The 13228-nt window shown below is 70.8% G+C and carries 9 protein-coding genes; 6 read left to right on the top strand and 3 right to left on the bottom strand.

Features of this window, described 5'->3' with window-relative positions; genetic code table 11:
* Positions 1–47: 47 nt before the first annotated feature.
* A complete protein-coding gene (gene hrpA / locus OCJ37_RS05620) occupies positions 48–4232 on the bottom strand; it encodes an ATP-dependent RNA helicase HrpA (protein WP_263112698.1) in 4185 nt (1394 codons plus the stop codon).
* Between the two features lie 94 nt (positions 4233–4326).
* On the opposite strand from hrpA, the gene OCJ37_RS05615 reads away from it, so the two are divergent.
* The 4 genes from OCJ37_RS05615 (at position 4327) to OCJ37_RS05600 (ending at position 8262) form a co-directional block, all read left to right on the top strand.
* On the top strand, positions 4327–4878 hold the full coding sequence (locus OCJ37_RS05615) for a Dps family protein (RefSeq protein ID WP_263112697.1): 552 nt from the start codon (positions 4327–4329) through the stop codon (positions 4876–4878).
* 311 nt (positions 4879–5189) lie between these two features.
* Positions 5190–5726 carry a hypothetical protein gene (locus OCJ37_RS05610; protein WP_263112696.1) on the top strand — a complete coding sequence of 179 codons (537 nt, stop codon included), beginning with the start codon at positions 5190–5192 and terminating at the stop codon, positions 5724–5726.
* Positions 5727–5785: 59 nt separating this feature from the next.
* Positions 5786–7594 (top strand): DNA helicase RecQ, encoded by a 1809-nt coding sequence (recQ, locus tag OCJ37_RS05605; protein WP_263112695.1) that lies wholly within the window; start codon positions 5786–5788, stop codon positions 7592–7594.
* 173 nt (positions 7595–7767) lie between these two features.
* On the top strand, positions 7768–8262 hold the full coding sequence (locus OCJ37_RS05600) for a hypothetical protein (RefSeq protein ID WP_263112694.1): 495 nt from the start codon (positions 7768–7770) through the stop codon (positions 8260–8262).
* Between the two features lie 307 nt (positions 8263–8569).
* Here the strand turns inward: OCJ37_RS05600 and OCJ37_RS05595 are convergent, their stop codons facing one another.
* Complete coding sequence (locus tag OCJ37_RS05595) at positions 8570–10678, bottom strand: TonB-dependent receptor (protein WP_263112693.1); 2109 nt, start codon at positions 10676–10678, stop codon at positions 8570–8572.
* Positions 10679–10865: 187 nt separating this feature from the next.
* On the opposite strand from OCJ37_RS05595, the gene OCJ37_RS05590 reads away from it, so the two are divergent.
* A complete protein-coding gene (locus OCJ37_RS05590; RefSeq protein ID WP_263112692.1) occupies positions 10866–11498 on the top strand; it encodes a TetR/AcrR family transcriptional regulator in 633 nt (210 codons plus the stop codon).
* Positions 11499–11568: 70 nt separating this feature from the next.
* On the opposite strand, the gene OCJ37_RS05585 is transcribed toward OCJ37_RS05590, so the two are convergent.
* Positions 11569–12186: a LysE/ArgO family amino acid transporter gene (locus tag OCJ37_RS05585; protein ID WP_263112691.1), complete on the bottom strand. Its 618-nt coding sequence runs from the start codon at positions 12184–12186 to the stop codon at positions 11569–11571.
* Between the two features lie 102 nt (positions 12187–12288).
* On the opposite strand from OCJ37_RS05585, the gene OCJ37_RS05580 reads away from it, so the two are divergent.
* Positions 12289–13197 carry a LysR family transcriptional regulator ArgP gene (locus OCJ37_RS05580; protein WP_263112690.1) on the top strand — a complete coding sequence of 303 codons (909 nt, stop codon included), beginning with the start codon at positions 12289–12291 and terminating at the stop codon, positions 13195–13197.
* Positions 13198–13228 lie beyond the last annotated feature (31 nt).

Here is a 13228-nt window from a genome sequence, read left to right as displayed (position 1 = left end):
TCGTCCCGAGTCCCGAGTCCCGAGTCCCGAGTCCCGAGTCCCGAGTCTCACCTCAACGCCGTGACTCTCTGCGCCAGCTTCTTCGCCGAGATCCCGGGCTTGGCGCCCAGTTCCTGCGCGAACAGCGACACCCGCAACTCTTCCAGGTCCCAGCGCAGCGCCTGCCATTGCGGATCGGCGCTGCGTCCGGCCGCGGCGGCGTCCGCCAGCGCATCGACGAAGGGCTTGAGTTCCAGCATCCGCGCCTGGTCGCGCGCCGGATCGCGCTTGGCGCGCTCGGCGCGCAGGATCATCGCGCGCAGGTAGCGCGGGAACTGCGCCAGCGCGGTGGCCGGGGTCTCGCGCAGGAAGCCCGGATGCACCAGCGCCGCCAGCTGCGCGCGCAGGTCGTCGAGGTTGCCGCTGGCCCAGCCCATCAGCGGCGATTCCAGCTGCGGCTTCAGTTCCGCCGCCGCGCCCATGATCGCCTCGGCCAGTTTCAGCCGCTCCATCGCCTCGCCGAACAGCTGCCTGCCGGCCGCGTCGCGGCGCTGGGCGAAGCTGCCGGGATCGCGGATCGCGTCCAGGCCATCTTCGAGCAAGGCATTCAACGCCGCATCGACCAGGTCGCCGCGCAGCCGCTCCTGCGATTCGATCGCCGCATACAGCAGCCCGGTCTTCGGCGACACCGGCAGTTGCTTGCGCGCCTGCTTGACCTTGTCGGCCAGCGCGATCTCCAGCAGCCGGCGCACGCCGCGCGGGTGTTCGGCCTCGGCCTGCGCGCGGTCGGCGAAGATGCGCAGCGCCGCCGCCTCGCCTTCGTCGACCAGCGCCGGATACGCCGGCACCCCGGCCTCGCCGGGCACCTGCAGCGGGATCGGCGCGGACGGGAACTCGCGCAGGCCCTCGGCGGCCATCTCGCGCCCGGCACGCGCGGCGAATGCCTGCCCGGCGCGGTCGCCGAAGCGCGCGCGCAGCGCCTCCAGGTCGCGCGACTCGGCCAGCACCTTGCCGCTCTCGTCGCGCAGGCGCAGGTTCATGCGCAGGTGCGGCTCCAGCGCGCCGTCGTCGAAGTCCAGCGCGCCCAGCGCCGCACCGGTGGCGCGCTGCAGGAAGCGCGCCAGCTCGCCGCGGATGTCGTCGGCGCTGGGCTGCGGGAACGCCTCGTGGAAGGCGCGGGCGAAATCCGGCGCGGGCACGTAGTTGCGCCGCAGCGCCTTGGGCAGGCTGCGGATCAGCGCCGCGGCCTTGTCGGCGACGAAGCCCGGCGCCAGCCACGACAGCCGCGCCGGATCCAGCGCATTGAGCAGGTGCAGCGGCACCTCCAGGGTCACGCCGTCGTCGGCCGCACCGGGCTCGAACGTGTAGTGCAGCGCCAGCCGCGCATCGCCCAGCGCGAAGTACTTCGGGTAGCGATCGGCCTCGCTGCCTTCGCCCGGCAGCAGGTCGGCCAGCGACCAGTGCAGCGCGCGCCGCTGCTCCGGCGGCAACGCCTTCCACCACGCGTCCAGACCCGCCGCCGAATGGATCTCGCCCGGAATCCGGTCCAGGTACCAGCGCGCCTGCCAGTCCTCGTCGGCGACGATGCCGGCGCGGCGCAGCTTGGCCTCTTCCTCGTGCGCCTGCGCCAGCACCTTCTGGTTGTCGGCGACGAAGCTGGCGCGGGTGTTGATCTCGCCAGGCACCAGGCCCTGGCGCACGAACAGATCGTGCGCGCCGGGCGGATCGATGCGGCCGTAGTGCACCGGCTTCTTCGGCGCCAGCACCAGCCCGAACAGGCTGATCTGCTCCGACGCCAGCACCTGCCCCTGCGCGCGCGACCAGTGCGGGTCGAAATGCTTGCGCGCCAGCAGGTGCGGCAGCTCGGCGATGACCCAGTCCGGCTCGACCGCGGCATTGGTCAGGCCCCACACCTTCTGCGTGTCCAGCAGCGTGGCCGGCAGCACCCACGGCGGCGGCTTGCGCGCCAGCGCCGAGCCGGGGAACAGCAGGAAGCGGCGCTGCCGCGGCGCCAGGAAATCGCCTTTCTCGGTGCGGTGGCCGACCTGGGTCGGCAGGCCGGCGAGCAGCGCGCGGTGCAGCGCCTGGTAGGCGGCGGCGCGTTCGCGCTCGCTGGCGCGCGGCGCGTCGTCGGCCGCGCTGGCCGGCGGCGCGGGCCGGGACTGCTCGGCGGGCGCCGGCGCAGGGTCGCTGCGCCCCTCGCGCGCCAGCCGCGCGGCGCGGTGCAACTGCCCGCGCGTGGCGCGTGCGCTGGTCTCGGCGTCGCGGGTGGGCGGCGGCGATGCCGCGCCGGCCAGCAACGGCAGCAGCGAGGCTGCCGCCGGCTCCTCGCTCCAGCCCAGTTCCTCGCACAGCAGGTGCAGCTGGCGGTGCAGCTCGCGCCACTCGCGCATGCGCAGGAAACCAAGGAAATGCCGCCCGCACCAGTCGCGCAGCTTGGACTGGGTCAGTTCCTCGTGCGCCTGCCGGTAGCCGTCCCACAGGCGCAGGATGCCGACGAATTCCGAGCGCGCATCGGCGAACTTCGCGTGCGCGTTGTCGGCCGCCTCGCGCGCCTCCGGCGGGCGTTCGCGCGGGTCCTGGATGCCCAGGAACGCGGCGATCACCAGCATCGGCCGCAGGCAGCCGTGCTGCTGCGCGGCCACCAGCATCCGCGCCAGCTTCACGTCCACCGGCAGCCGCGCCATCTTGCGGCCGATCTCGGTGAGCTTGCGCAGGCCGTGGCGGTCGGGCTCGCCGACCGCGCCCAGTTCCACCAGCTGCTGCCAGCCGTCGGCCACCGCGCGCTCGTCCGGCGGCTCCAGGAACGGGAAATCCTCGATCCGCCCCAGGCCCAGCTGCAGCATGCGCAGGATCACCCCGGCGAGGCTGGAACGGCGGATCTCCGGATCGGTGAATTCCGGCCGCGCCTGGAAATCGGCCTCGGCGTACAGCCGGTAGCAGATGCCCTCGGCCACGCGTCCGCAGCGGCCCTTGCGCTGGTTGGCGCTGGCCTGCGAGATCGGCTCGATGTGCAACCGGTCCAGCTTCTGCCGCGGGCTGTAGCGCTTGACCCGGGCAAAGCCCGGATCGACCACGTAGCGGATCCGCGGCACCGTCAGCGAGGTCTCGGCGACGTTGGTGGCCAGCACCAGGCGCCGCCGCAGGCCGGGATTGAACACCCGGTCCTGGTCGCTGTTGGACAGCCGCGCGTACAGCGGCAGCACCTCGGTCTCGCGGTACTTGCGCCGCTCCAGCGCCTGGTGCGCGTCGCGGATCTCGCGCTCGCCGGGCAGGAATAACAGCACGTCGCCGCGCGGGTCCAGGCGGGTGATCTCGTCCACCGCGGCCACGATCGCGTCGTTGACGGTGAGGCCGGGCGTCGGGATGGGGGATTGGGGATTCGCAACGGCCGTTCGCGGCGAACGCTGGCCCTCTCGCGCTTCTGCCAATCCCAACTCCCCACTCTCCAATCCCGGCTCTTCCAGCGGCCGGTAGCGCACCTCCACCGGGAAGGTGCGGCCCTCGACGCTGATCACCGGGGCGCCGTCGAAATGCTCGGCGAAGCGCGCGGTGTCGATCGTGGCCGAGGTCACGATCACCTTCAGCTCCGGGCGCTTGCGCAGCAGCTGCTTGAGGTAGCCGAGCAGGAAATCGATGTTGAGGCTGCGCTCGTGCGCCTCGTCGACGATGATCGTGTCGTAGCTGGACAGCCAGCGATCGCTGGCGATCTCGGCCAGCAGGATGCCGTCGGTCATGAACTTGATCCGGGTCTCCTCGCCGACCCGGTCGTTGAAGCGCACCTGGAAGCCCACCGCGCCGCCCACCGGCGTGCGCAGTTCCTCGGCCACGCGCGTGGCCACCGCGCGCGCGGCCAGGCGCCGCGGCTGGGTGCAGCCGATCATGCCGGCGGCGCCGCGGCCGGCGGCCAGGCACAGCTTCGGCAGCTGGGTGGTCTTGCCCGAGCCGGTCTCGCCGGCGATGACCACCACCTGGTGCGCGCGGATCAGCGCCACGATGCGCTCGGCCTCGCGCGCGATCGGCAGCTGCTCGTCCAGGGTGATCGCCGGCTGCGCCGCCGCGCGCGCCTCGCAGCGCGCCCGCGACGCGGCCAGCGCCTGCTCGAACGCCGCTTCCGCCGCGGGATTGCCGGGCGCGGCCTGCCAGCGCGACCATAGGCCGAACAGGCGGCCGCGGTCGCGGGTCAGCGCCGCATCGATGGCGGCGCGGCGCTCGCGCAGGCGGGTGGCCAGGTGTTTTTCGATAGTGCTCATCAATCAGGTGCCGTTGAACTTTGAATGACAGCCAATGCTTTAGTCTGTCTATTGTGACGCCATATCGTTCGTAACCCCTCAGGAGGATCCACCCATGGCCAAGAGCAAGACCCCCGGCAAGAGCAAGACCCCGCCCAACCCGTCGCTGGCCGCGCTGGCGCCCTCGGCCCCGAACATCGATATCGGGATCAGCGGCGGCGACCGCAAGAAGATCGCCGACGGCCTGTCGCAGTTCATGGCCGACGCGTTCACGCTGTACCTGAAGACCCACAACTTCCACTGGAACGTGACCGGGTCGATGTTCAACTCGCTGCACCTGATGTTCGAGACCCAGTACACCGAACAGTGGGCCGCGCTGGACGACGTCGCCGAGCGCATCCGCGCGCTGGGCTTCAACGCGCCGGGCTCGTACAAGGAATTCGCCGCGCTGACCTCGATCCCGGAAGAGCCGGGCCTGACCGACAGCGCCGACTGGCGCGAGATGGTGCGCCAGCTGGTGGTCGGCAACGAGGCGGTGTGCCGCACCGCGCGCAAGGTACTCAAGACCGCCGACGACGCCGGCGACGATCCATCGGTGGACATGCTGACCCAGCGCCTGCAGACCCACGAAAAGTACGCCTGGATGCTGCGTTCGCTGCTGCAGTGACAGGCACGACGGCCATGCCTGCCCGGCAGGCATGGCTTTCCCCGGGGGCGATGCGGACTTCGGGCCTGCACGCGGCTTCCGATTCCCGCCGAAGCGCTGTGGCGGACCGGTGGCGCGAAGGCCTTGGGGAATCTCGTCCAGGCGCTGCCAGCGAAGGCTGCCGCATTCCAGCGCGTTGAGCCTGTCGAATGGCACCGCGGGCCCTGCCTAAGAGGGCTTGCACGCGGCGCCTGGGTCGCAAGGGACGCTTGTTTCCCAGGCGTCGTGCATACTGGCGGGCGGAGCGCCCGCTCCGCCCACATGGACGTTCGATGCCTGCTCCGTACCCCTCGCTGCGTCGCCCCTTGCTGGCCATCGTGCTGGGCTGCGCCGCCGGCGTCGCGGCCGGCCTGGCCGCCGGCTTGCATTCCTGGTGGCAGCTGGGCGACTCGGGCGTGCCCAGCAACGGCGGACATGGCCTGGTCGCACTGCTGCTGGCCGTGCTGACCGCGATCAACTACAGCGTCGGCTTCCTCGTCCCCGCGCTGAACTGGTTCGCCGGGGTATGGGCCGCGTGCGTCACGCTGGCGCTGGCGGTGGACAGTTGCCAGCCGCAGCAGCGCAGCCTGCCGAAGACCACCGCGCTGGCCTTGCTGGTGTTGCTGAGCGGCCTGGGCATGATGGCGGTGGCGCTGTGGGCGCGCGGGTACGACCCGGGCCATCCGGTGCAACTGCTGGCGCCGATCGCGCCGGCGCTGGCCTGCTCGGCGGCGCTGCTGGTCGCGCTGCCGGTGCTGCTGTTCGGCCACTTCGTCGGCAGGCGCCGCGCACGTCGGGCAATGCCTACGCACGCCGCCGCGCTCGCCTGACGCCGCCAGGCGCGGTGGCGCCGCACGGCCGCGCTTGACCTACGCGGTATCCTAGGCGCATGCAATCTTCCGCTCATTCCGTGCTCAGCCGCGTGTTCGGCTACGACCAGTTCCGCGGCCCGCAGCAGGACATCGTCGAACATGTCGCCGCCGGCCAGGACGCGCTGGTGCTGATGCCCACCGGCGGCGGCAAGTCGCTGTGCTACCAGATCCCCTCGCTGCTGCGCGACGGCACCGGCATCGTGATCTCGCCGCTGATCGCGCTGATGCAGGACCAGGTCGAGGCGCTGCGCCAGCTCGGCGTGCGCGCCGAGTACCTCAACTCCACGCTGGACGGCGAGACCGCGCAGCGGGTCGAGCGCGAACTGCTGGCCGGCGAACTGGACCTGCTGTACGTGGCCCCCGAGCGCCTGCTGACCCCGCGCTTCCTGTCGCTGGTCGAGCGCAGCCGCATCGCCCTGTTCGCGATCGACGAGGCGCACTGCGTGTCGCAGTGGGGCCACGACTTCCGCCCCGAATACCGCCAGCTCACCGTGCTGCACGAGCGCTGGCCGCAGATCCCGCGCATCGCCCTGACCGCCACCGCCGATCCGCCGACCCAGCGCGAGATCGCCGAGCGCCTGGACCTGACCCAGGCGCGCCACTTCGTCAGCTCCTTCGACCGCCCCAACATCCGCTACACCGTGGTGCAGAAGGACAACAGCCGCCGCCAGCTGCTGGATTTCCTGCGCGCCCACCGCGGCAGCGCCGGCATCGTCTACTGCCTGTCGCGGCGCAAGGTCGAGGAAACCGCCGAGTTCCTGGCCAAGGAAGGGCTCAACGCCCTGCCCTACCACGCCGGCCTGCCGGCCGAGGTCCGCGCCGGCAACCAGCGCCGCTTCCTGCGCGAGGACGGCATCGTGATGTGCGCCACCATCGCCTTCGGCATGGGCATCGACAAGCCCGACGTGCGCTTCGTCGCGCATACCGACCTGCCCAAGTCGCTGGAAGGCTACTACCAGGAAACCGGCCGCGCCGGCCGCGACGGCGAGCCCGCCGAAGCCTGGCTGTGCTACGGCCTGGGCGACGTGGTGCTGCTCAAGCAGATGATCGAACAGGGCGAGGCCGGCGAGGACCGCAAGCGGGTGGAGCGGCGCAAGCTCGACCAGCTGCTCGGCTACTGCGAATCGATGCAGTGCCGGCGCCAGGTGCTGCTGGCCAGCTTCGGCGAGACCTACCCGCAGCCCTGCGGCAACTGCGACAACTGCCTGACCCCGGCCGCGGCCTGGGATGCCACCGTCGCCGTGCAGAAGGCGCTGAGCTGCGTCTACCGCAGCGGCCAGCGCTTCGGCGTGGGCCACCTGATCGACATCCTGCGCGGCAGCGACGGCGAGAAGATCAAGCAGTTCGGCCACGACCGGCTCAGCACCTACGGCATCGGCAAGGACCTGGACGCGCGCGCCTGGCGCGGCGTGTTTCGGCAGTTGGTCGCCACCGGCCTGCTGGAAGTGGACAGCGACGCCTACGGCGGGCTGCGCCTGACCGACGCCAGCCGCCAGGTGCTCAAGGGCGAGCGCCAGATCATGATGCGCCGCGAGGCGCCCAGCCGCGGCCGCGAACGCGGCGACCGCAGCGGCAGCCCGCGCACCGGCGTGCCGGTGCAGCCGCAGGACCTGACCCTGTTCAACGCGCTGCGCGACCTGCGCGCCAGCCTGGCCAAGGAACAGAACGTGCCGGCGTTCGTGATCTTCCACGACAGCACCCTGCGCAACATCGCCGAACAGCGCCCGACCAGCCTGGACGAACTGGCCCACGTCGGCGGCATCGGCGGCACCAAGCTGGCCCGTTACGGCCAGCAGTTGATCGACATCGTCCAGCAACAGGGCTAGCCGGCGCGTCCGCGCCGGCCGTTTGCCGCCATGTCGCGGCTTGTGGCCGGCACCGGCAAGAAAATTCCCGGCCGCCGACAGGCCGGGTTCAACGTGGTATTGATAGCGTCGGTTCACGGTGACGGCGACTGCGGCTGCCGCCACCCGGCCCCTCTTTCCTTGGCGTATGCCCGATGAAACGATCCCTCCTGCTCGCCTGCGCCCTGCTCGCCGGCCCGGCCATGGCACAGACCGCCGCCAACGGCAGCACCAGCGACGGCGAAGCGGCCAAGCGCGCGCTGGACCTGAGCGTGCCGCAGCAGCCGATCACCTACGGCAGCGACCCGGTGTACAAGGCCGACCCGCCCGGCGCCTACTACGGCGACACCAGCGGCACCTCGGCCTCGGCGCAGAAGGCCGCGGCCATCCAGGCCCTGGCCGAGGCCGAACAGGCCCGCGCCGACCGCTGCAAGGGCGACGTCCACGGCAGCGTCGCCACCGGTTTCGGCTATTCCTCGCGCGGCGGCAACAGCAACTACCAGGCCGCCAACCTCAATCTGTGCAAGACCTACTACAACGACGACGGCAAGCCGCGCGAAGTCGGCATCAGCATCAGCGTCGGCCAGAGCGAAGGCCACGGCGGCTATTACGGCCGCGGCGGCTACGGCTATCCCTACGGCGGCTGGTAGCCGCCAGCCAGCCGCGCAGCAGCGGCAGCGTGCTTGCGCCGGCGCCGCGCAAGCTGCCATCCGTCATGCCCAGGTCGTCGGCAGCCAAGGTCTCGCCACGCGCGCCAGCCGGCGCATGCGCCACGCCTGGCTCCAGCGGAGCGACGCGTAGACGCGCAGGAGAACCGCTAGCGTTGGGAATCCGCAGGCGGAGCGTCAACCTTCCGCTGCATACCCTGCATCCGTCGCCAGACGAAAGCGTGTGACGACGTGCGCGCGCAGCAAGGACGCGAAACGCGTCTCCGCCCGCGCGCGCAGCGGCCGCCGCTCAGAAATCCAGGCTGTAGCCCACCGTCAGCGTGCGCCCGCGCCCGGCGAAGTAGCGGTCCGGTTCGACCAGCGCGCTCTGCGAGTAGTAGGTGATGTACTGGCGATCGAGCAGGTTGGCCGCGGCCAGGCGCAGCTCGCCCTGGCGCAGCCTGTAGTTCAGCGCCGCATCGACCAGCGCGTAGCCGCTGAAGCGCTTTTGCGGATCGTCGAAGCTGCGGCTGAAGGCGTATTGCGCCTGCACGAAGCTGGACAGCCGCGGCGTCCACTGCGACGCCCAGCTGCCGATGACGCGGTTGGGCGCGACGTTCAGCCCGTCCAGATGCGCGTCCAGGCTGCCGTTGCCGTCGCTGTCGTAGCGCCCGCGCGTATACGCATAGGCCAGGCCGAGGCGCTGCCGGTCGTCGACCCGGTACGTGACGCTGGCGTCCACGCCCTCGATGCGGGTCTTCTCCCGCGCCATCTGGAACGCGCCGTCCACCGCGATCACGCGGGTGCCGTAATCCGAGCGCGACTGGAACACGCCCACATCGACGTCCCAGGCCTGGCCGCGCATGCGCGTGCCCAGTTCCACGTTGCGGGTGAGCACCGGCTGCAGCGCGCTGAGGCTGGCGACGCTGGTGCCGGGCGTATTGATCGACCGCAGCACCCGGCCCACGTCGGGCATGCCGAAGCCTTCGGAATAGCTGGCGAAGACGTTGAAGCGCTCGCTCGGCGCCAGCACCGCGCCGGCGTTGTACAGCGTCTCGGCGAAGGACAGGCGGCCGCCCTGCACCTGCACCCGGTTGTAGCGCGCCAGGGTCTGGTAGCTGTCGATGGTCAGCTTCGCGTCCTCGTGGCGCAGGCCGCCATGCACGGTCAGCTGCGGCAGCAGCCGGTATTCGCCCTGCACGAACGCGGCCAGGTCGCGGTACTCCGATTCGGGCACGTAGGTGCGGCCGGTGCCGTACAGGTCCTGCTTGCCGCTGTCCCACAGGGTGTCGACGCCGCCGGTGAGCTTGAGCCGGCCATCGAGCAGGCCGTCCTTGCCGAGGCTGGTCTTGGATCCCCACTTGGACGCCACCGAGCGCGACTGGTCGTACAGCGTGCCGTTGGGCGCGATGCGCGGGTCCTGGAAGGTGGCCGAGTTGTCGGCGCCGAACAGCCCCTCGAACTCCTGGTTGAACACCATCGCCTTCAGTTCCATGCCGGCCAGGTCGTGATGGGCGTAGGACAGGCCGGTGGTCCACACGTCGTTCCAAGGCGGCGTGCCCTCCGGCCGGCCGCGCACCGAGGTGGTGGGGATGCCGAGCTCGCGATCGCCGGCCACGCTCAGGTACTCGGCCTTGGACTTGATGCGATAGCGGTTGGAACTGAACTGCAGTTCCTGCCGGTCGTCGATCCAGTAGCCCAGCTTGGCGTGCACGTCGTAGGCGCGGGTGGCCATCAGGTCGCCCTGGGTCACGTCGGTGCCGATCGCGCGCCCGTCGCCATCCAGGTACAGGCCCTGGTCCTCGTAGCCGACCGCGAGCAGGTAGTCGAGCTTGTCGCGGCGTCCGTCGATGCGGTAGCCGGCCTTGTAGCTTGCGGTCTCGGCGTCGACGTCGGTGGTCGGCACGGTCGCCTGCACCTCGACGTGCTGGTTGAGCGCACCCGGCTGCGGACGGCGCGTGACCAGGTTGATGGTGCCGCCGGTGGCGCCCAGGCCGTTCATCGCATTGGCGCCCTGGATCACCTCGATGCGCTCGACCATCGCATAGTCGATCGTGTGCGCTTCGCGCCCGGTCGGGCGCAGCGGATTGGACTGCGGAATGCCGTCGACCAGGATCAGCGGCGTGCGCCCGCGCAAGGTCTCGCCGCTGCCGTTCATCTTGCCGCGGCTCGGCGTATACGACGGCAGCAGGCTGGACAGCAGATCCGACGAATTGCTGCTGATGGCGAGCTGCTGGGCGATCTCCTGCCGGTCGATCACCACCACGGTCTGCGGCGCCGTTTCGGCCGGCTGGTCGGTGCGCGAGGCGCTGACCACGACGGTATCCAGGGTCTGCGCGGAAGGCGACTGCGCGTGGGCGCAGGCGATGGCCGCCAGCGCCGGAAGCAGCGCGACGGACAGGGGAAGCGGCGAAGGCATCAACGGATCCTTTGAGACGAGGCGGCGCCACCCAGACGCCGCCGACAAATGAGAATGATTATTATACTTGCAATCGCCGGCTCGGCCGCCGCGGTGGCCGCTCCGCAGAGCAGCCGCGCGCATGCGCGCGGCATGGCGTCGCCGGCACAATCCCGTCACCATCCACCTTTTCGCCAGGACGCTCCTCATGTCCAATCTCGTTGACCTGCGCAGCGCCAGGGAACGCGAGCAGCGCATCCGCGACGCCGCGCTGGACGCGGCCGAACAGTGCATCACCGACAAGGGCCTCGGCGCGACCACCTTCGAGCTGATCGCCGAGACCGGCGGCGTGTCCTGCAGCGCGTTGCGCCGGCGCTTCGGCGACAAGCGCGGACTAGTGCGGGCGTTGATGGAACGCAGCTACGAGCAATCGCTGCGCGCCATGTGGATGATCGAGCGGCCGCCGCACCTGGACGCGACCGACTTCATCGCCGGCGCGCTGGAGGAATGGCTGCTGTCCGAGGCCGACGGCCGCCGGCTGCGGCTCGGTCTGGAAATAGACCTGGCGGCCGCGCGCGACCCCGAACTGGCCGAGTATTCGCGGCGCCGGGGCATCTCCCTGATCGAACACCTCGGCGACATGCTCAAGCGCCTGTTGCGCGGCCACGGCGGCTGGAATGGCAGCGAGCAGGAGTTCCAGGCGCGCGTCTACGCGGTCGCGGCGATGTGCGTCGGCCTGCACATGATGATGGTGGGCGTGGAGCTCAAGCGCATGCACCTGCAACTGATCCTCAGCGAAAGCCTCGCCGGCATGCTCAGGTCCGCGCCCGCCTCCGCGTAGCCATCGCCATTGCGCGCATCCTGCGCACCGCGGCATGCCGATGCCGCATCCCGCGGCACGGCCGCTCGCGTCAGCCGAGCGGACGCACCAGCAACAGGCCGCACAGCGCCAGCATGAACACCGCGATGCAGGCGTCCAGCACCCGCCATGCGCGGGGCGTGCGGAACACCGGCTGCAGCCATCGCGCGCCATAGCCCAGGCTGCTGAACCAGGTCACGCTGGCCAGGCAGGCGCCGAGCGCGAACGCCCAGCGCAGCGCGCCCGGATAGCGGGTGGACAGGCTGCCGAGCAGGATCATCGTGTCGAGATACACGTGCGGATTGAGAAAGGTGAAGGCCAGGCAGGTCAGCAGGACGCGGCGCCGACTCGCCGGCTCCTCGCCCTGCGCCTTCAATGCGCCGGCACCGCGCCAGGCGCGCTGCGCCGCCATCAGGCCGTACACGCCGAGGAAGGCCGCGCCTGCATAGCGCAGCACCTGCAGCAGTGCAGGCCATTGCTGCACCAGCGCGCCGATGCCGGCCACCCCGAGGACGATCAAGGCGATGTCCCCGAACGCGCAGACCGCCACCACCATGCCCACCTGTTGCCGCTTCAGGCCCTGGCGCAGGACGAACGCGTTCTGCGCGCCGATCGCGATGATCAGGCCGGCACTGGCGATGAAGCCGGCAAACGAGGCTGCGAGAACCATGAGGATGACCAGGATTGCGGGAGGCGCATGCTGACCTCGGCCGTGCCATTAGAAAAGCTAAATATTCTGTAGGCTATGCAGAAATTCTAATCGGCCGGGCGCATGGACCTGCTTCATCCGCAACTGTCGGCGTTCGCCGCCGTGCTCGACGAAGGCAGCTTCGAGGCGGCCGCGCGCCGGCTGTCGCTGACGCCGTCGGCGATCTCGCAACGGATCAAGGCGCTCGAGGACCGCCTCGGGCAGGTGCTGGTGGTGCGCCAGGCACCGTGCCGGCCGACGCCTGCCGGCGAAGCACTGCTGCGCCGGGTGCGGCCGATGCAGGCGCTGGAAGCCGAGGCGATGGCCGATTTCCTACCGGGCGCGACCGACGCCGGACCCACGCGCAGCATCGCGGTCGCGGTCAACGACGACTCGCTGCAGACCTGGTTCCTCGCCGCGCTGGCGTCGCTGCACCACGCGCACGGCTTCCTGTTCGACGTGCACGTGGACGACCAGGACCACACGCTGGAGCTGCTGCGCAATGGCACCGTGCTCGGCGCGGTCACGTCCGCGGGCAAGCCGCTGCAGGGCTGCAACGTGCATGCCCTGGGCAGCATGCGCTACCACGCGATCGCCTCGCCGGCGTTCGTCGCGCGCCACTTCGCCGCGGGGCTCGACGCGGCGGCGCTGGCTCACGCGCCGATGATGGTGTTCAACCGCAAGGACGCCCTGCAGGCGCGCTTCGTGCGACGCATCACCCGCACCCGCCTGACCCCTCCCATCCACTACCTGCCGACCTCGACCGGCTTCGTCGAAGCCGCCGCGCGCGGCCTGGGATGGTGCCTGGCTCCCGAGCAGATGCTCACGGCCGGACTGCGCGAGAAGCAGATCGTCGTCATCGACCCGCAACGCTGGCTCGACGTGCCGCTCTATTGGCAGCACGCGGCGGTACGTTCGAGCGTGCTGCAGCAGATCAGCCAGGCGCTGCGCACGGCGGCGTCGAGCATGCAGCGCGGACGGAAAGGCGCTTGAGCCGCATGCGCCGGATCGAGATGCGCCCGGC

Source organism: Xanthomonas sp. AM6 (genome assembly GCF_025665335.1).
In the GTDB taxonomy this organism is placed as follows: domain Bacteria; phylum Pseudomonadota; class Gammaproteobacteria; order Xanthomonadales; family Xanthomonadaceae; genus Xanthomonas_A.
This window is presented reverse-complemented; position numbering and strand designations above follow the sequence as displayed.